12 protein-coding genes and 1 other annotated feature are annotated in these 18,195 nt (G+C 38.2%); of the genes, 3 read left to right on the top strand and 9 right to left on the bottom strand.

The genetic code is table 11. The features are described 5' to 3' along the window. Nucleotides 1-14: 14 nt before the first annotated feature. Nucleotides 15-2,657, top strand: a complete 2,643-nt coding sequence (locus BM137_RS09960; RefSeq protein WP_092481023.1) for a cation-translocating P-type ATPase — start codon at nucleotides 15-17, stop codon at nucleotides 2,655-2,657. Between the two features lie 130 nt (nucleotides 2,658-2,787). On the opposite strand, the gene BM137_RS09965 is transcribed toward BM137_RS09960, so the two are convergent. Continuing rightward, on the bottom strand, nucleotides 2,788-4,122 hold the full coding sequence (locus BM137_RS09965) for a DEAD/DEAH box helicase (RefSeq protein ID WP_092481024.1): 1,335 nt from the start codon (nucleotides 4,120-4,122) through the stop codon (nucleotides 2,788-2,790). Between the two features lie 226 nt (nucleotides 4,123-4,348). Further along, the gene (locus tag BM137_RS09970) at nucleotides 4,349-4,651 is read right to left on the bottom strand and encodes a hypothetical protein (protein WP_092481025.1); all 303 of its coding nucleotides are present in this window, start codon (nucleotides 4,649-4,651) and stop codon (nucleotides 4,349-4,351) included. Nucleotides 4,652-5,013: 362 nt separating this feature from the next. Here BM137_RS09970 and zwf point away from each other — a divergent pair, with 362 nt between their 5' ends. Further along, a complete protein-coding gene (zwf, locus tag BM137_RS09975) occupies nucleotides 5,014-6,522 on the top strand; it encodes a glucose-6-phosphate dehydrogenase (protein WP_092481026.1) in 1,509 nt (502 codons plus the stop codon). Nucleotides 6,523-6,944: 422 nt separating this feature from the next. Here zwf and proS read toward each other — a convergent pair whose 3' ends face one another. From proS to argR, 4 genes are all read right to left on the bottom strand, one after another. Then, complete coding sequence (proS, locus tag BM137_RS09980) at nucleotides 6,945-8,384, bottom strand: proline--tRNA ligase (RefSeq protein WP_092481027.1); 1,440 nt, start codon at nucleotides 8,382-8,384, stop codon at nucleotides 6,945-6,947. A 428-nt stretch (nucleotides 8,385-8,812) separates the two neighbouring features. Further along, the gene (locus tag BM137_RS09985; RefSeq protein WP_092481028.1) at nucleotides 8,813-9,676 is read right to left on the bottom strand and encodes an aldo/keto reductase; all 864 of its coding nucleotides are present in this window, start codon (nucleotides 9,674-9,676) and stop codon (nucleotides 8,813-8,815) included. Between the two features lie 32 nt (nucleotides 9,677-9,708). After that, nucleotides 9,709-11,244, bottom strand: a complete 1,536-nt coding sequence (locus BM137_RS09990; protein ID WP_092481029.1) for a phosphohexomutase domain-containing protein — start codon at nucleotides 11,242-11,244, stop codon at nucleotides 9,709-9,711. A gap of 44 nt (nucleotides 11,245-11,288) precedes the next feature. Continuing rightward, complete coding sequence (gene argR / locus BM137_RS09995; protein ID WP_092481030.1) at nucleotides 11,289-11,747, bottom strand: arginine repressor; 459 nt, start codon at nucleotides 11,745-11,747, stop codon at nucleotides 11,289-11,291. Between the two features lie 173 nt (nucleotides 11,748-11,920). Beyond that, nucleotides 11,921-12,148, top strand: a binding site (T-box leader). Between the two features lie 213 nt (nucleotides 12,149-12,361). Between argR and argS the strand changes: the two genes are divergently transcribed. After that, complete coding sequence (gene argS / locus BM137_RS10005) at nucleotides 12,362-14,056, top strand: arginine--tRNA ligase (protein WP_092481032.1); 1,695 nt, start codon at nucleotides 12,362-12,364, stop codon at nucleotides 14,054-14,056. An 88-nt stretch (nucleotides 14,057-14,144) separates the two neighbouring features. Here the strand turns inward: argS and yidD are convergent, their stop codons facing one another. The 3 genes from yidD to BM137_RS10020 all read right to left on the bottom strand — a co-directional run bounded on the left by yidD (nucleotide 14,145) and on the right by BM137_RS10020 (nucleotide 17,920). Continuing rightward, complete coding sequence (yidD, locus tag BM137_RS10010; RefSeq protein WP_092481033.1) at nucleotides 14,145-14,402, bottom strand: membrane protein insertion efficiency factor YidD; 258 nt, start codon at nucleotides 14,400-14,402, stop codon at nucleotides 14,145-14,147. Between the two features lie 109 nt (nucleotides 14,403-14,511). Then, nucleotides 14,512-16,257: an ABC transporter ATP-binding protein gene (locus BM137_RS10015; protein WP_092481034.1), complete on the bottom strand. Its 1,746-nt coding sequence runs from the start codon at nucleotides 16,255-16,257 to the stop codon at nucleotides 14,512-14,514. Beyond that, nucleotides 16,241-17,920: an ABC transporter ATP-binding protein gene (locus BM137_RS10020; RefSeq protein WP_244887689.1), complete on the bottom strand. Its 1,680-nt coding sequence runs from the start codon at nucleotides 17,918-17,920 to the stop codon at nucleotides 16,241-16,243. Before BM137_RS10020 ends, BM137_RS10015 begins: the two co-directional genes overlap by 17 nt. Between the last annotated feature and the right edge of the window lie 275 nt (nucleotides 17,921-18,195).

Consider the following 18,195-nt stretch of genomic DNA (forward strand, 5'->3'; position numbering starts at 1 on the left):
AAAGGAGAAATGTTATGGATTTTAGAACCGAAAAGTTAGATACTATCCTAGATCAGTTTGACAGCAACACAGAAAATGGCTTGACTCTTGACCAAGTAGACCAGCACAAAGAAAAGTATGGTCTCAATCAATTCGATGAAGAAGAAAGCGAATCCTTATTTTCCAAGATTCTTCATCAGTTAAAAGACGTTACGGTTATTATCTTAATTTTAGCCGGTATTATCTCGACTTATATTGCGATTACGGAACACCCCGATGATTTCTCTGAACCAATCGTTATTTTCTCTATTGTTATCTTGAATGTGGTCTTGGCTATTCGACAAGAAGGGAAAGCTGAAAAAGCTTTGGCCTCCTTGCAAGGTTTGTCAGCTCCACAAGCCAGAGTACTGAGAAACGGTCAAGAAGAAGTTGTTCCTGCAGCTGATTTAGTACCTGGAGATATTTTATTGATCGAATCAGGCGACTTAGTTCCAGCTGATGCTCGTATTCTTAATAGCAGCGATCTGCAAGTAGAAGAATCTGCTTTGACTGGTGAAAGTGTTCCTGTAGATAAAGACGAAAATGCTGATATCGAACCGGACAGTCCTATAGGTGACGTATTCAATACAGTCTTCTCAGGTACATTAGTCACAAACGGTCGTGCTAAAGCCGTAGTTGTCACTACTGGTATGGATACAGAAATGGGAGCTGTTGCCGGTTTACTGAACCGTACAACTTCTGGAAAAACTCCATTGCAAAAACGAATGGATCAATTAGGCAAACAAATTAGTTTGTTGGCTCTGATTGCTGGTGCGATTATTTTCACCTTAAGCTTTTTCCAAGGAGAAGAATTCATCAATAGTTTGATGACTGCTGTGTCTCTGGCTGTTGCTGCAGTTCCCGAAACGTTACCTGTCATTGTTACGATTTCATTGGCATATGGTGTTCAGAACATGGTGGATCGAAATGCTATCATCCGAACCATTCCTTCGGTAGAAACCTTAGGTAGTGCTTCTGTGATCGCTTCTGATAAAACAGGGACATTAACACAAAACAAAATGACGATTCAAAAATTGTGGGCTTACCCTAATAAACCAATTGATGCAGAAAGTGATTTTGGCGAAGATGAAAAATGGGTGCTCAAAATGATGAGTTTAGCTTCTAACGCTGCGATTGAAGACAGAGATGGCGAAGAAATCATCAGCGGTGACCCTACTGAAACGGCGATTATCCGCTTGTTGCAAGAAAAAGGTTTACCTAAACCTGAATTAGATCAAAACTATCCTCGTATTCACGAAATTCCTTTTGATTCAGGACGGAAATTAATGACGACTGTTCATAAGCTAGATGATGGATATATTTCTATTACTAAAGGTGCTTTTGACCGTTTGCCTATCAACTCTTCTTCTACTACAGAGGATGTAGGACAGGAAGCTAGAGCGATTCACGATTCTTTTGCTAACGATGCTTTACGCGTTTTGGCTGTAGGGTATAAGAAATATGATGAACTTCCTGAAGATTTAACACCTGATGAGCTGGAAAGTGACATTGTCTTTGCTGGAATCGTAGGGATGATCGATCCTCCGCGAGAAGAAAGTATTCAAGCTGTTAAAGAAGCTAAATCAGCCGGTATCAAAACGATTATGATTACTGGTGACCATGCAGCTACTGCTTCGGCTATTGCTGAACAAATCGGTATCTTTGAAGAAGGCGACAAAGCCATCACGGGTGCTGAATTAAGCAAACTTTCAGATGACGAATTGAAGAAAAACGTTCGTGACTATTCGGTTTATGCTCGTGTGTCTCCAGAAGATAAAATCCGTATCGTTGAAGCTTGGCAATCACATGGTGAAGTCGTCGCTATGACCGGAGATGGTGTTAATGATGCTCCTGCTTTGAAAGCCGCTGATGTGGGTACAGCAATGGGAATTGCAGGTACTGAAGTAGCAAAAAGCGCATCTGATATGATTTTGACGGATGATAAATTCGATACGATCGTACATGCTGTTGAAGAAGGACGTCGTGTTTACGAGAATATCAAAAAAACTGTTTACTTCTTATTATCTTGTAACATCTCTGAAATTTTGATTATGCTGATTGCTGTTATTATGGGCTGGGGTCTACCAGTTATTGCGATTCAATTGTTGTTCATCAACGTTGTAGCTGATGGTATTCCTGGATTTGCTCTTAGTAGAGAAACATCCGATCCAACGATCATGGAAAATGATCCGATTGGTAAAGGCGAAAGTATTTTTGCAAAGGGCGGATATAGAAACATCGCTGTTGCTGCTTTGACTTTCACAATTACTACCTTGATTGGTTTCTATATTGGTTCGTTTGTTGATATTGACTCTGCTATCACAGCAAGTCACGAAGTCGGTCAAACAATGGCCTTTATGATTTTAGGCTGGTCATCTGTATTACACATTTTTAATACTCGAACAAAAGAATCTATTTTCAAAGCTGGTGTAACATCCAATAAAAGCTTGTTCTGGTTGGCAATCTTGTCGTTAGTGTTATTGACAGTTGTTGGTCTAGTCCCTGCTTTAGCTGGTATCTTCAGCTTAGTAGAACTCAGCTTGACTCATTGGATCATTGCTTTTGGGCTTTCAGTAACAATCCTCGTAGTCGTTGAAATCCAAAAATTCATTTTACGTAAAATGAATAGATCGTTTTAAAGAACGCGATTAAATACACCAAAAAGGTCTTGAGAAATTCTCAAGACCTTTTTTAATGTCAAAACAGCTGATCAAAAGAGTCTTCTTTTGATCAGCTGTTTTTGTTTTTTCGAGAGTAGTCAAAACTTGCTTAACTTTTCTTTGATTTCTCTCCACGGTTTTTCTCAATCCGACGTTTTCTTTGGTTGTTCTTTTTGATTTCACGACTGATTTTTTTCTTGTATCCTGGTTTAACATTTTTCTTTTTCTTTTTCACGTAACCGCGTAAAGAAGGACTCAACGTGTCTTTTGCTGTATCTGTTCTCTTCTCACGACGTTGACGGTCATAAGTTTCTTTAATCTCGCCTTTCGAGATAGTTTTTGGTTCAAATGTAACTCCGATTTTCTCAATATCATTTACAAAGTTCTCTTCACTTGGAGCATACAACGTGATGGCGATTCCCTTCATGTTGTTTCTTCCTGTTCTCCCTACTCGGTGAACAAAGAATTCTACGTCATTTGGAATCTCAGCATTGATGACATGAGATACTCCCTCAATGTCTATTCCTCGAGAAGCTAAATCTGTCGCTACAACATATTGGAACTCAAGATTTTGGATTTGTCTCATTACCCGTTTACGCTCACGCGGTGGAATATCCCCATGAATAGTAGCTACTTTCAATCCTCTTGATTTCAAGCCATCAGCAATTTCTTCTACTTTTGCTTTTGTGTTTGCAAAAACAATTGCCAAGTAAGGCTGACCAATCGTTAACAGTTGGTAGACGATATCAATACGTTCTCTACCTTTAGTCGAAATCAACCAGTTCTCAATGGATGGTGAAATAACATCTTTTGGTGCGATTTGTTCAAATAAAGGATTTTCCATATACTTTTTCAAGAATGGTTTCAATGATTCTGGTATTGTTGCAGAGAAAACCAGCATTTGCAATTTGTCCGGCATTTTTCCAGCTATCTTATCAACGTCTTCTAAGAATCCCATATCTAATGTCATATCAGCTTCATCCACTACAAAGTACTGCGCTGTATGAACCAATAGTCCGTTAGCATTTACCAAGTCTAAGATTCGTCCTGGAGTCCCTATAGCAATATGCGGTTGAGTATTGGTTAATTTGCTTAATTGACGTTTTTTATCTGTTCCGCCGACAAAGTTCTGTACAATCACTGCTGGATCAGATTTTTCAGCTAACTGCACAGCAGCTTGATACAACTGTTCCGCTAACTCACGACTAGGTGCAGTAACAACAACTTGCACTTCATTATGAGTTGCATCAATTTTATTTATTAATGGCAGCAAGAAAGTATGTGTTTTTCCAGATCCTGTCTGTGATTGTCCAATAACACTTCTGCCTTTTTGAATAGCCGGTATCAATCTCTCTTGAACCTCAGTTGGTTCCTTGAATCCCAATTCTTCGATTGCTTCTATCAAAAATGGTTGTAAATTAAATTTTTCAAATGGATGTCCCATTGTATCGCCTCTTTCTTTCCTCACTATCTTTCAGTTCACATAGTAAAGTTGATGCTTTATTTTAGTGTTCATTAGACTTGCCTACTTCACAAATTTACCACATTCATTCGTTTATATAGAATAACGTATATTCACAGTTCTATGACTTTGCATCTTGAATAGTATAACACAAAATACTTGTTTTTCTAAATAAGAATTCTATCTGGTAGTGTTTTTATTTCCTCCATTAATAGTATCTCCTCAAAGTCTTAGCTAAGAAGACTCCTGGGATAATAAGTAACACGACGTATATGAGTATAAAGACTTCTACGCTCACTTGTTCTGACAACAGATAGCCAACTGCTGACCATATAAGTCCGACCGCTCCTGTAGTGACTAAAAGAGTACTGACAAGCGACACGATTCCTGCTGCACCCTGTTTTTTGATCCATTGAGCTATCAGTTTTTGGAATTTTTCTGTCTTAAGGAGCATACCATCTGTCATGAAAACTATACTGACTAACGCAAAAACCAAATAAAGTACATCCATTTTCCCACCTCGTTGTTTATTGATCTCTCCTAAAGTATACGCGAAAATCACTTCCAGTTAAAAGGAATACCCTACATCCTTTTGAGATAAGTCCTCTCTTCAGCTGATAGACAAGCAAATAAACAAGGCAAAAAGTTGTTTCTCTCTTAGGATTAATCGTCAGCCTATGGTAAAATAAAGTTGTTATGATTTTTTAAAGAGTATGTATATCATCTATTTGGAGAGAACAAATAAACAGTTCGGTTTCGAATAGAATGATTGATTCTGCTCACAGAAAAAAGTACAATAAATGGAAACAAAGTAAAGACAAAAAGTAAGTATTTCATTTTTTAAGGATTACTTGAAAGAGAGGTTTTATTGGAGTGACTAAAGAAAAAAAAGCTCTATTTATCATCTTTGGCGGAACAGGAGACTTGGCGAACCGCAAGCTGTACCCTTCCCTTTACCGCTTATATAAAAACGGCTATTTGAATGAGCACTTTGCGGTTATTGGAACTGCCAGAAGAGAATGGTCCGACGAATATTATCGAGAAGTTGTTGTAAGTAAAGTTGAGGATCTGGCTGATACTAAAGAACAAGCTGAAGAATTTGCCAGCCATTTTTACTATCAATCTCATAATGTAAAAGATCTTGAGCATTATACAACATTAAAAAATCTAGCTGACCGTTTAGATGATAAATATCAATTAGAAGGCAATCGTATGTTTTATTTAGCTATGTCCCCTAACTTTTTTGGGATCATCGCTGAAAACATTAAAGAGCAACAATTGATCACTTCAACTGGTTTCAATCGTTTGATCATTGAAAAACCATTTGGCCATGATTACCAAAGTGCTTTAGAGTTGAATACTCATATCCGCTCTTCTTTTGAAGAAGATCAGATTTACCGTATTGATCATTATTTAGGAAAAGAAATGGTACAGAACATTTCAACTGTCCGTTTTGGAAACCAATTGATCGAATCAATGTGGAACAACCAATACATTAATAACATCCAAGTAACCCTTAGCGAATCCTTAGGTGTTGAAGAACGTGGTGGTTATTACGACACAAGTGGTGCTTTAAGAGATATGGTCCAAAACCATGTTTTACAAATCGTTGCTTTGTTGGCTATGGAGCCTCCTTCTATTATGCATGATAATGAAATCAGACAAGAAAAAATCAAAGCATTACGTGCATTGCGTTTGTATTCTAAAGATGAAGTCCGTTTGAATTTTGTGCGCGGCCAATATGGACATAGTACCGTTAATGGAGAAACGTTGCTCGGTTATTGTGAAGAACAAAATGTGGCTGAAGATTCTCAAACAGAAACTTTTGTAGCTGGAAAATTATTTATCGATAACGTGAGATGGTCTGGTGTCCCGATATACATTCGTACGGGTAAACGATTAGCTGAAAAAGGCACTCAAATCGATATTGAATTTAAAAATATCCCTCATCAATTATTCCAAACAGAAAATGATGAACCTCTTCCACCAAACGTTTTATCTATTTTTATTTCTCCAACTGAAGGGTTCTCTTTACAGTTAAATGCTAAGAAAATTGGTCCTGGAGTGAAAGCTGAACCGATCAAATTAACGAGCATTCGTTCTGCCGAAGAAACTGCCAATAATCCAGAAGCTTATGAAAAACTTATTTTGGATTGTCTGAATGGTGATGCGACAAACTTTACACATTGGGATGAAGTAGCTAGTTCATGGGAATTTGTCGATCGCATTAGAGAAGCGTGGGACGAAACCACTATGGAATTCCCTAATTACCCAAGCGGCTCTATGGGTCCGATAGAAAGCATGTATTTATTGAAAAAAGACGGCTTCCAATGGCATTGGTCGCCAGTAAAAACGATTGCTGATGAAATGACTGATAAATAATCAAAAAAAGCAGCACTCAAAAGTTCAAACGAACTTTTTGGGTGCTGCTTTATTAGACGCGTTGTGAAAACCAGTCTTTCTACATTTTCTGCACTCTTTTTTGTCAGGAAAAACGCCTGACTAAAAAGAGTGCATGAAAATCACGGAAGTCTGAACGGTTTTCTCACGCTCTTTCTTAGACGCGTTGCGTAAGGCAGTTCGCCTATCACTTTCAAAAAATGGAACTTAGGGAAAAACACCCTAATTCCATTTTTATGAAGTGTACGTCGAACTAAGCGCCTTACTCCACGCTTTGGTTTTAGACGCGTTGCGTAAGGCAGCCTATGCGTCTATAAGCCTAAACCAACTGTCAGGTAAAAAGCACCTGTCTGTTGGTTTTTTCTTATAATCGATAGGCTGAACGCTTTACTCCACGCTCTTTCTTAATAAGCTCTTGCTAGCCATACTGTGTGTTTGGCTGGTTTTCCTGTTACGATACAGGTTTGTTTTTCTACTGGTGGGTTGAATGGGATATTACGTGTTGTAAATCCTGTTTCTTCTTTGATTTTAGCTTCTGATTCTAATTCGCCGTCCCAGCCAGCTAATACAAATCCTGGAGTTTCTCCAGCAGCTTTTTTCTCTTCGATATGAGCTTTTAACTCATCTAAAGTATCGATTGTTGTATACTCGTTTTCTTTGCGGAATTCACGAGCCGTTTCCAACAAACGTTGTTGCATGATTTCTAGAGCTTCCGGCACGTAATTTAAGATATCATCTAAAGAAACAGCTTCTTTATCTGCTAAGTCACGCATTTTAACCATTACTTGATTGTTTTCCATATCTCTAGGACCAAATTCAATACGCATTGGAACACCTTTCAGTTCCCATTCGTTGAATTTGAAACCTGGCGAGTTGTCGCTATCATCTAAGACTACGCGGAATCCTTTAGCTTTTAATTGCTCTTCTAAAACAGCTAATCTCTCTACGATTTCTGGTTTCTTTTTCCATGGTCCTACAGGTAAAAGAACGATTTGTTTTGCGGCTACTTTTGGCGGCAATACTAATCCTTGTTCGTCACCGTGTGTCATGATTAAAGCGCCAATCAAACGTGTAGAAACTCCCCATGAAGTTGTGTGTGCTAATACGTGTTTGTTGTCGCGGTTCAAATATTTGATGTCAAAAGCTTCAGCAAACTTAGTTCCCATATAATGAGAAGTTCCAGCTTGAACAGCTTTTCCATCTTTCATCATAGCTTCCACAGAGAATGTATCCACTGCACCAGCAAAACGCTCAGAAGGTGTTTTTTGTCCTTCGTATACAGGAACAGCTAACAATCCTTCGATAACTTCTTTATAAACTTGAAGCATGCGCATTGTACGGATACGAGCATCTTCTTCTGTTTCGTGTGCTGTATGTCCTTCTTGCCATAAGAATTCAGACGTACGCAAGAATGGCAAAGTTTTCTTTTCCCAACGGAATACGTTTGCCCATTGGTTGATTTGCATTGGCAAATCGCGGTAAGAATTTACCCAATCACTAAATGCAGTCCCGATCATTGTTTCAGAAGTTGGACGTAAAGCTAAACGCTCTTCCAAAGGCTCTCCAGCGGCTTCAGTTACCCACGGCAACTCTGGACTGAATCCTTCAATGTGATCTTTTTCTTTCGTAAAGAAAGATTCTGGAATCAACATAGGGAAATAAGCGTTACGAATTCCTTCTTCTTTAAAACGCTTGTTGAACTCTTCTTGAATGTGTTCCCACATTTCATAACTGTCTGGTTTAAACACGATACACCCGCGAACTGGGGAATAATCCATCAAATCAGCTTGTTTGATCGTTTGGATATACCATGCTGAAAAATCTTCTTTTTGTAAATTACTCATTTATTCATTCCTCCTACTATCATTTGTGCAAAAAAAATAAGCATACTCCATCCCTAGAAAAGGACGAAACATACTATCATGTATCCGCGGTGCCACCTTAATTGGTCATTGACCCAACTCAACTTCCGATAACGGCGGACGCCGGTTATATTTCTATAACGTATTGTTAGGAAGGTTCAATCAATAAGCGGGGGTCCTTCTTTCAGCAAATAAAAGACTCTCTTTTACCCATTATTCATTTACTAGCCCTAACGCACCTACATGGATATTGTAAGCTAAGTCAAACAAAAACACAAGCTGTTTTCTGTTGCACCATTATTCTGCTGATTCTCGTGATTTGACTGTTTTTTCTATTGTTACCTAAGTTTTTCAAATAAAAACTCTTCTAAGATTCAAAAGTATTCAATCTCAGAAGAGTTTAATGATTGTTAGTTTTCAGGACGGATAGAAGTTTGTTTCAACCGTTCTTGGTCATCCGGATCGCTTCCATAGCGAGTGCCCGTGTTTAAAGTTTCCATCAATTCCATCTCATTGCTGGTCAAGCTGAAATCAAACACTTCGCTGTTTTCTTGAATGCGAGAAGCGCGAACTGATTTAGGAATAATGACTTCTCCTCTTTCTAAGTGCCAACGTAAAATGATTTGAGCAGGTGTTTTTCCATATTTGTCTGCCAGTCCAAGAATGACCGGTTGTTGGAACAAGTCTGTTTTCCCTTGTCCTAATGGACCCCAAGCTTCATGGACAATACCGTTTTCTTTCATGTATTCATGCAGCTCGTTTTGCGGGAATTCTGGATGAGTTTCGATTTGATTGATCATCGGCTGCATCAACTCTTGATTTTTCAAATCTTCTAAATGATGGATTTGGAAATTTGAAACTCCAATAGCTCTTACTCGTCCTTCTTCATACAATTCAATTAGTGCTTTCCACGATTCTGCATATTTTGGTGCTGCCCAGTGGATCAAGTATAAATCTAGGTAATCTGTATCTAAGCGGTCCAATGTTTCTTGGAAAGCTATTTTTGTTTGCTCATACCCCAAATCATAGTTCCAAACTTTAGACGTCAAAAAAATTTCTTCTCTTGAAATACCTGACTCTTTTAATCCTCTAGCTAAGTACTCTTCATTCCCATAAATTTTAGCCGTATCAAAGTGGCGATAGCCTACTTCTACAGCAGCTTTTACTGCTTCCACAAGCTCTTCTTCATCTTTCATTAAAAAGACGCCCAGACCTAATTTTGGAATCTCTACTCCATTATATAATGTAATACTTTCTGTCAAAGGTTTAACCATTTCAGCACTTCCTTCTCTTGATTGTTTTCTTTCTACAAACTTGACGTATCGATGCCTTCTTGCTTCATAAAAAACGACCTTATATCGTTTTTCAATTGAGCTATAGCATCTTTTTGATCACTTTCAAAATATAGCACAAGTAACGGCTCATGCAAACTCATGCGCATTTGCAGCCAGCCTGATCCATATCTTCCCAATGTGTTAGCACGAACACCTTCTAAATTATCAGGCTCCACTTCCAGATCAGGTGCCTCTTGAATAAACTTACTGAATGCCTCAATAACCGTTTCTCCCGTTTGTTGAACAGTATCTGTGGTGATTTTAAAGCGAACTTCATCCGTTTCAACAGGTTGTTTTAAGTTTTCCAACAACGAAGAGAAGTTTTTTCCATCAACAGCCATTTCTGCATCAGCGATCAAGATTTTCGCAATCAAATAAGCCCCATCATCCAAAAAGTAATTTTCTTTCAAAGCAGCGTGACCGCTGGTTTCGATAGCTACTGATGTATGAGTACCCTCTTGGTTTAATTTGATGGCTTGATTGATCACATTTCTATAACCAGTGATGTAGCGGTTTTGGTGACCTCCAAGTTGTTCAATAAAGTCTTTTAGGTGCTCTGATGTGGCTGAACTTGTCACGATTGTTGTTCCAGGATTTTCTTGGATAGCGATCGCAGAGATTACAGCAATCAAATTATTTCGGTTTACTGCTTGGCCATTACGGTCTACCAGCGCTGAACGGTCAACGTCTGTATCAAAAATAACCCCCATATCAGCTTTATTTTCTAATACAGCAGTTTTGATGCTTTCCATAGCTTCTTTATTGTCCGGATTAGGAACATGATTTGGGAAATGACCATCAGGTTCTAGAAATTGGCTTCCAGAAATATCGGCTCCCAATTTTTCAAGCACCTCAGTAGCGAAAAATCCACCAGCGCCGTTCCCTGCATCTACTACAATATGTTTCCCCTTTAACGGCATATCCGGATTAGATGCTGTTTTGATACCTGAGATAATTTTTTTTCGCAAATCTGCCGAATATTCTTCCAATAAGTTTTTTTTCATTGTCACACCTTGATTGTTCTCCCAAGTTACGGCATCCCAATCGGCATGTTCTAATATATAAGCGATATCCTCATGTTCAGCTCCGCCACTGGCAGTGAAGAATTTTAATCCATTGTATTCAAATGGTAGATGGCTGGCTGTGATCATAATTGAAGCTTCACAGTCATATTGTTCATACTGAGTAGCCATGAACAGTGCAGGAGTAGTCGCTAAACCTACATCAACCACATCGATTCCAGCGTTTGTTAAAGCCTCTATCAAAGCAGTCTTGATCCGTTCTCCAGACAATCTGCTGTCATGTCCTACTGCTACCTTTACGGGTTTATCTAAACTGTCCACAGCCAAGTGTTTTTTCTCTTTCAACCATACAGCAAATCCGTATCCGATCTTTTCAATCACTTGATTAGGCAGCGTGACTTCCTTATTCACTGTCTGCATAGCAATTCCTCGAATATCCGATCCATTTTGCAAAGCTGATAAATCATTTTTTTGTGTATTAGACAATTCCGCACCTCATTTATTTATTTTTTAACATTGAGTTGTTTTTGTTAATGAATATTCACGAATTGTTTCAAATAATCATACATCTTTTGGGCATTCTCTTCATCTTTAGAAATCAACAAGCAAGTATCGTTTCCTCCAACAGATGCCACGACTTCAGGGAATTCGATCGTGTCGATCAAAGCTGCTGCTACATGAGCATTACCAGGTATAGTCACCAGAATGGTCATAAATTGAACCCGTTCTAATTTCACTACCACATCTCCCAATGTTGACTGCAGACGCTCTTCAACGGAAAGGTTATTTGTTTGGTACAACGTATACTTCATGCCGCCTTGCGGAGTAGACGTCTTAATCAAGTTCATTTCTTTGATGTCTCTAGAGATCGTTGCTTGAGTTGCGTCCACACCTTCTTCTTTTAAATAATGGAGCAATTCATCTTGCGTAGAAATATCTCGATTAGTAATAATTTGTTTAATTGCTAATTGACGATTTGTTTTCTTCATGCCAAAACCTCCATATGTAATTCGTATCTTTGTCTAACAGTATATCAAAAAACATTAGAAAGCGGTTAATATTTCGACTAATTTTACAAAAAAAATGAATAAAGATTCTTTTTCAGGAAAAAGATAGCAACTTACTCCCTATTTTGTTATAATTAGCTGTACAAAATTGAATGAAACGATCGTAGATAAAGAGAGTACTGCTTAAGGACATTAAAAAGCGAGCTGGGATGGTGTAAGCCAGTAATAGAGTTTTGCAGGAAGCGCACTTTTGAGAGATATGAACGAATGGGTTAACCCAATGAGTTCTGTCCGGCTAATTCAAGCCGTTACCCTGAATCAAGTGGTTGTGTCTTTAGGGCATTACAATGAGAGTGGTACCGCGGGAATTTCTCGTCTCTTTTTTAGTTTATTCATGGAAATAACTAAAGAAGGGCTATTTTTTTGCCTAAAAATCAACTTTTAGCTGTGCACGATTTATTCGTCCTTATTGATGAATGAACGACGAACCGGATTTACTGATCGTAAAATAAAGTTCAATATCGTTCACCTTATTTACTATTCATTCAGAATGAAAAATAAAAACCAAATTATTATTAATCGGAGGAGATTTTAAAATGGATTACAAATTACAAATTGCTCAGTCTTTACACGAACACGTTTTTGAATCGTTATCTTTAGAAGATATTCTTGGCTTACTTGAAAAACCAAAATCAGTAGAACATGGGGATGTGGCTTTCCCTACATTCTCATTAGCTAAAATTTTTCGTAAAGCCCCTCAGCAAATCGCTGCTGATCTAGGAGAAAAAATCAGCTCTCCAATCGTTGAAAAAGTAGAAGTTGTAGGTCCTTACTTAAACTTCTTCTTAGATAAAAAATTCGTCAGCTCAACTGTATTGAAAGAAATCCTTACTCAACAAGACAATTTTGGTGCCAACAACGTCGGAGAAGGAAAAAACATTCCTATTGATATGTCTTCACCGAACATTGCTAAACCTATATCTTTGGGTCATTTACGTTCAACTGTTATCGGAAATGCATTAGCAAATATCGTTGAGAAAATGGGTTACAACCCTATCAAGATCAATCATTTAGGCGACTGGGGAACTCAATTCGGTAAATTGATGACTGCTTATAAACTTTGGGGATCCGAAGAAGCTGTTAGAGAAAACCCTATTCAAGAACTCCTAAAATTATATGTAAAATTTCATGATGAAGCAGAAGAAAATCCTGCTTTAGAAGATGATGGCCGTGAATGGTTCAAAAAACTAGAAGATGGCGATGAAGAAGCTGTTGAATTATGGAAATGGTTCAAGGCTGAATCGATGAAAGAATTCAACCGCATTTACGATAAACTAGAAATCACGTTTGACTCTTTCAATGGAGAAGCTTTCTATAACGATAAAATGCAAGAAGTTGTCGACTTATTAGAAGAAAAAAATCTGTTAACTGTCGACAATGGAGCTAGCATCGTAGATCTAGAAAAATACGACTTAAACCCTGCTTTGATCAAAAAATCAGACGGCGCTACATTATACATTACACGTGATTTGGCAGCTGCTATTTATCGTAAACGTACTTACGATTTTGCCTTATCTCTTTATGCAGTTGGTAATGAACAAAGCAACCACTTCAAACAATTAAAGGCTGTACTAAAAGAAATGGGTTACGATTGGGCTGAAGATATGCACCACGTACCATTCGGCTTGATTACTAAAGATGGTAAAAAGTTATCTACTCGTAAAGGGAAAATCGTTCTTTTAGAAGAAGTATTGGATGATGCTGTTTCAGTAGCCTTAAAACAAATCGAAGCTAAAAACCCTGATTTAGAAAACAAAGAAACGGTTGCTAACCAAGTAGGTATCGGAGCGGTTGTCTTCCACGATCTTAAAAATGATCGCTTGAACAACTTTGACTTCACTATCGAAGAAATCGTACAATTTGAAGGCGAAACTGGACCTTATGTACAATACTCTCGAGCTAGAGCTTTAAGTATTTTGCGTAAAGCTGATGCAGGTGAACTTTCATTAGATGCTGCTTATGCTTTAAACGACTCTTACAGCTGGGAAGTTATCAAATTGATCCAAGAATACCCAGAAACTGTTCAACGTGCTTTTGATAAACTAGAGCCATCTGTCATCGCAAAACATGCGATTCATTTGGCACAAGCTTTCAACAAATACTACGCTAACAGCCGTGTCTTAACCGAAGATGCTGAAAAACCAGCTCGCTTGGCTCTTGTTCAAGCTGTAGCTATTTTACTGAAAGAAGACTTAAGATTATTAGGAGTCCACTCACCAGACCAAATGTAGAGTGCGAAGTAAGCTGAAGTAATACTCTTACTCCTAATGTATTTACCTCACCTTTCATGAATACACAAAAAAGAAACCAGCAGTCCAATTAATGGAACTTGCTGGTTTCTTTTTTGTTTCGTCTTATAGTAAAATATTCTGGTACTGGATCATGTCCGCCTCTAACGAAAGGATGACAACGCATAATTCTTGAGATCCCCATAATCGAACCTTTCAACGCACCATGCTTTCGAACAGCCTCAATGGAATATTGGGAACAAGTAGGGTGGTAACGACAACTAGGTGGAAACAGTGGTGAAATCCCCTTTTGGTAACCGCGTATCATTAAAATAATTATTTTTTTCATTTAGTCACCTACTATTTAATATGCTTATCATTATAAAGTGTTCTCTTACTAATGTAAAGTAAGAGAACACTTCTTTCCGTTAAAGAACATGTTCTATAAGTTCCATCCATTATTGACTTTTCTCTTTTTGCGAACGGTACATTTCAGCATAAATGCCATTTTTTTGGATCAACTGCTGATGATTGCCTCGTTCAACAATTTCTCCTTGATTCAATACTAGTATTTGATCCGCATGCTGAATGGTAGATAATCTATGGGCTATAATGAAAGTTGTTCGTCCTTTTTTGACTACATCCATCGCATGTTGAATCATCTCTTCTGTCTCAGTATCAATACTCGAAGTCGCTTCATCTAAAATCAATATTTCAGGATCAAAAGCCAATGCACGCGCAAATGAAATCAACTGACGCTGACCAGATGAAAGAGTGCTCCCTTTATCGACTACTGGTTCGTCGATTCCCTTTGGCATATTGTGCAGTAAGGTTTCTCCTCCCACTTCTTCGATGGCTTTGATTACTGCTTCTCGACTGATGGTAGTTTCTCCTAAACTAATATTTGACTCGATTGTTCCTTTGAAAAGATAAGGATCTTGCAAAACGATCCCCATATGTTTCCGTAAGCTTTTACGAGAAACGGCTGTAGTTGGAGTACCATCTATCCTGATGGTACCTTTAGTTGGATCATAAAAGCGGAACAGCAAATTCATGATCGAACTTTTCCCAGAACCTGTATGTCCAACTAAAGCTACTGTTTCGCCTTTTTTTGCTGTAAAGTGAATATCTTTCAAGACATACTCTTTCTCTTTATAAGCAAAATAAACGTGTTCAAAGGATACTTCTCCTTCTTTAAAAGTTAACTCTTCTGTCTGCTCTTCTTCTGTTTTGACCAGTTTCATTTCGAATACTCGTTTAGCTGATGCCATTGCTGTTTGCAAGTATGCGTACTGTGTAACGATTCCTTGGATAGGATTAAACAATCGCGTCGTATAGTCAACATACACATACAACACACCTACTGTAATACCTAAAGCCCCTGTTAAATACCCGTTTCCAAAATACAAAACCAATAATAGCAGAGTTATATTTTTGACTACTTCTACAAAACTAAAAGATCCTAAAGAATCCAGCATCGTGAATTTTAAACTATACGAATACCACTCATCATTGACGTCTGAAAACTCTTTTTCCATTTTTTCTTCTTGTTGATAAGCTTGTATAATAGACATCCCTTGAATCGATTCATTCAATGTTCCATTGATCTCACTGACTAAAGAACGGATCTTCGTCGTAAACGGAACAGCGAATTTCTGGTAGACCATAGCCCATAAAATAAAGAATGGAATCAGCAGCATCGTCGTCAATCCAAAGGAAACATTGATCTGTATTAAAGCAATATAGATCCCCACCAAATAAATCAAGTTGGTCAATACTTGCCCAACTACAACGACATAAAAAATTCTCAGTTGTTCTGTATCATTGGTGATTCTCGAAACAACTTTTCCTGCTGGCAAATTATCGAAATAACGAATCGGTAATTTTTGAACATGAGAAAACAAATCATTCCTCATATTTTTGACTACTTCATTTGCTCCGATCGTCAGCAATAAAAAACTAAAATAACGCGAGATTGCTGTTATGACAGCCAGCCCAAAGAAAATGGACAAATAGCGCAGCAAAGAATCTACAGCTAGCACGGATTGATTTGACGGAGCGATTACTCCATCAATAATTTGTCGAATAATCAAAGGTCCAGCTAAATCAGATGCAACGGCTGCAACCATCAATAGAATACCAAAGAAAAAATGCACTTTTTTCTGAAACGAATAACGAACCAACTCTTTAGCTGTATTTTTCATCCATGGAGCCCTCCTTTAACTGTTGTCTTTGGTATTGGGTCCCATACCAGCCATTTTGAGAAATCAACTCCAAATGAGTTCCTTCTTCAATGATTTCTCCATCTTCCAACACAATGATCCAATCCGCATGATGAATCGCCGATAAACGGTGTGTAGTAATGATTGTTGTCTTTCCTTTTCTGACTTTTTGAATATTCTCAATAATTTTTTGTTCCGTTTTTGCATCGACAGCTGACAGAGAATCGTCTAAAATCAAAAACTCAGGATTCTTGATCAGTGCTCTAGCAATAGATACCCGTTGTTTTTGTCCTCCAGAGATGGCTACACCTCGTTCACCGATCAATGTATCCAGTCCTTCAGGCATTCGAGCAAGGTCTTCTTCAAAGTTCGCTAGTCGAACGGCTTCCATGATTTCCTCATCCGTAGCGTCTGCCTTACCGAATTTGATGTTTTCTCTGATGGACCGAGAAAACAGTGTGTAGTCTTGAGGAACATACCCGATCATTGGACGCAGCACATCGCTTTTCAATTCATGGATCGCTTCTGAACCCACTTTGATAGCTCCGTCTCCAACAGGATATTGACGTAACAATTGGCGAATAAAAGTTGTTTTTCCGCTCCCAGTTTTTCCAACGATCCCAAGCGTTTTTCCTCGTGTGATCTTTGCTACCACACTCGTCAAGTTAGCTGACTCAGAAGATGGATATTTAAATGTTACTTCTGAATATTCTATATCATGACCTTCTAAGTCCGTTTTGCTGCCTTCTTCATCCATATCATCAGAGGCTTCCAACACTTCTGCTACCCGTTTCATGGATGCACTACCTTGTTGGACAAGGTTTATCAATTCTCCAACTGCTTGGACCGGCCAAACCAGCATCCCTAAATACACTTGAAAAGAAATCAACTTTCCTAAAGACAATTCTCCGTTGGAAACTAACACAGCACCATATCCAAAAGCAATGACATAGCTGATTCCCAACAAGATTTTTGTTATAGGCGAAAATAAGGCATTAATTTGAGCCACAGCAATATTTTTCTGCAAGACATCCTCTGTTTTATCAGCAAACCTTTTAGCCATAGCATCTTCTTGGACGTATGCTCGAACGACACGCACGCCTTCTACTCCTTCTAAGACATCGTCATTGATATCTGCAAAAGCCGTTTGTGAGGCTAAGTAACGTTTGTTGACCTTATCACCCAGTACTTTTAATAGATACCCCATGATCGGCATCGTCAACATAGACCATAACGTCAATTTCCACGATACAGATACAAACATCATGGTCAAAATAAAGCCTAAGAATACCGTAGAGTCCATGGTAACCATGATACCGTAACCAGCCATTTCAGAAATAGCATCTAGGTCATTGGTTGAACGTGCCATTAAATCACCCGTACGATACTTTTCGTAAAAAGCAGCTCTCATCCGTAAATAATGTTTCATCAATCGTTCGCGCAATTCTTTTGCCAACAAATTTCTTCCCCCGAAAAACAAGTATCCCCAAAATACTTCTGTTCCGTATGTCACTACGATAGATAAAAAGAATAAACCCAGTTGCAGAAGCAACTTTTCTGTAGTTAACGTATTGGAATAAATTTGATCGATGACATTCCCAATGATATATGGAGGAATCAGCACTGCACCATTTGAAAAAAGCATGGCGAATATGCCCCAACCATATCTTTTCTTGTGGCATTTAAAAAAAGGCCACAGTTGTTTAAATAATTCTTTCATTCTCTCCCAACTTTCTAGCTCCCCTATCTAAAAAAAGTCAAAAAAATAGCACTTATCTATGAAAAAACAGATGAGTGCATGATTCTTTACCTTACTCGCCGATTTTTAAATAGAGGGATAATCTGTATTTATGAGTGCGTAAGAATGCAACATTTTTCATAATAGATCTCCTCCGTTTCTGTAATATTTCCTACAAGTCA

The sequence above is a fragment of the Desemzia incerta genome (assembly GCF_900115825.1).
Taxonomy (GTDB): Bacteria; Bacillota; Bacilli; order Lactobacillales; family Carnobacteriaceae; genus Desemzia; species Desemzia incerta.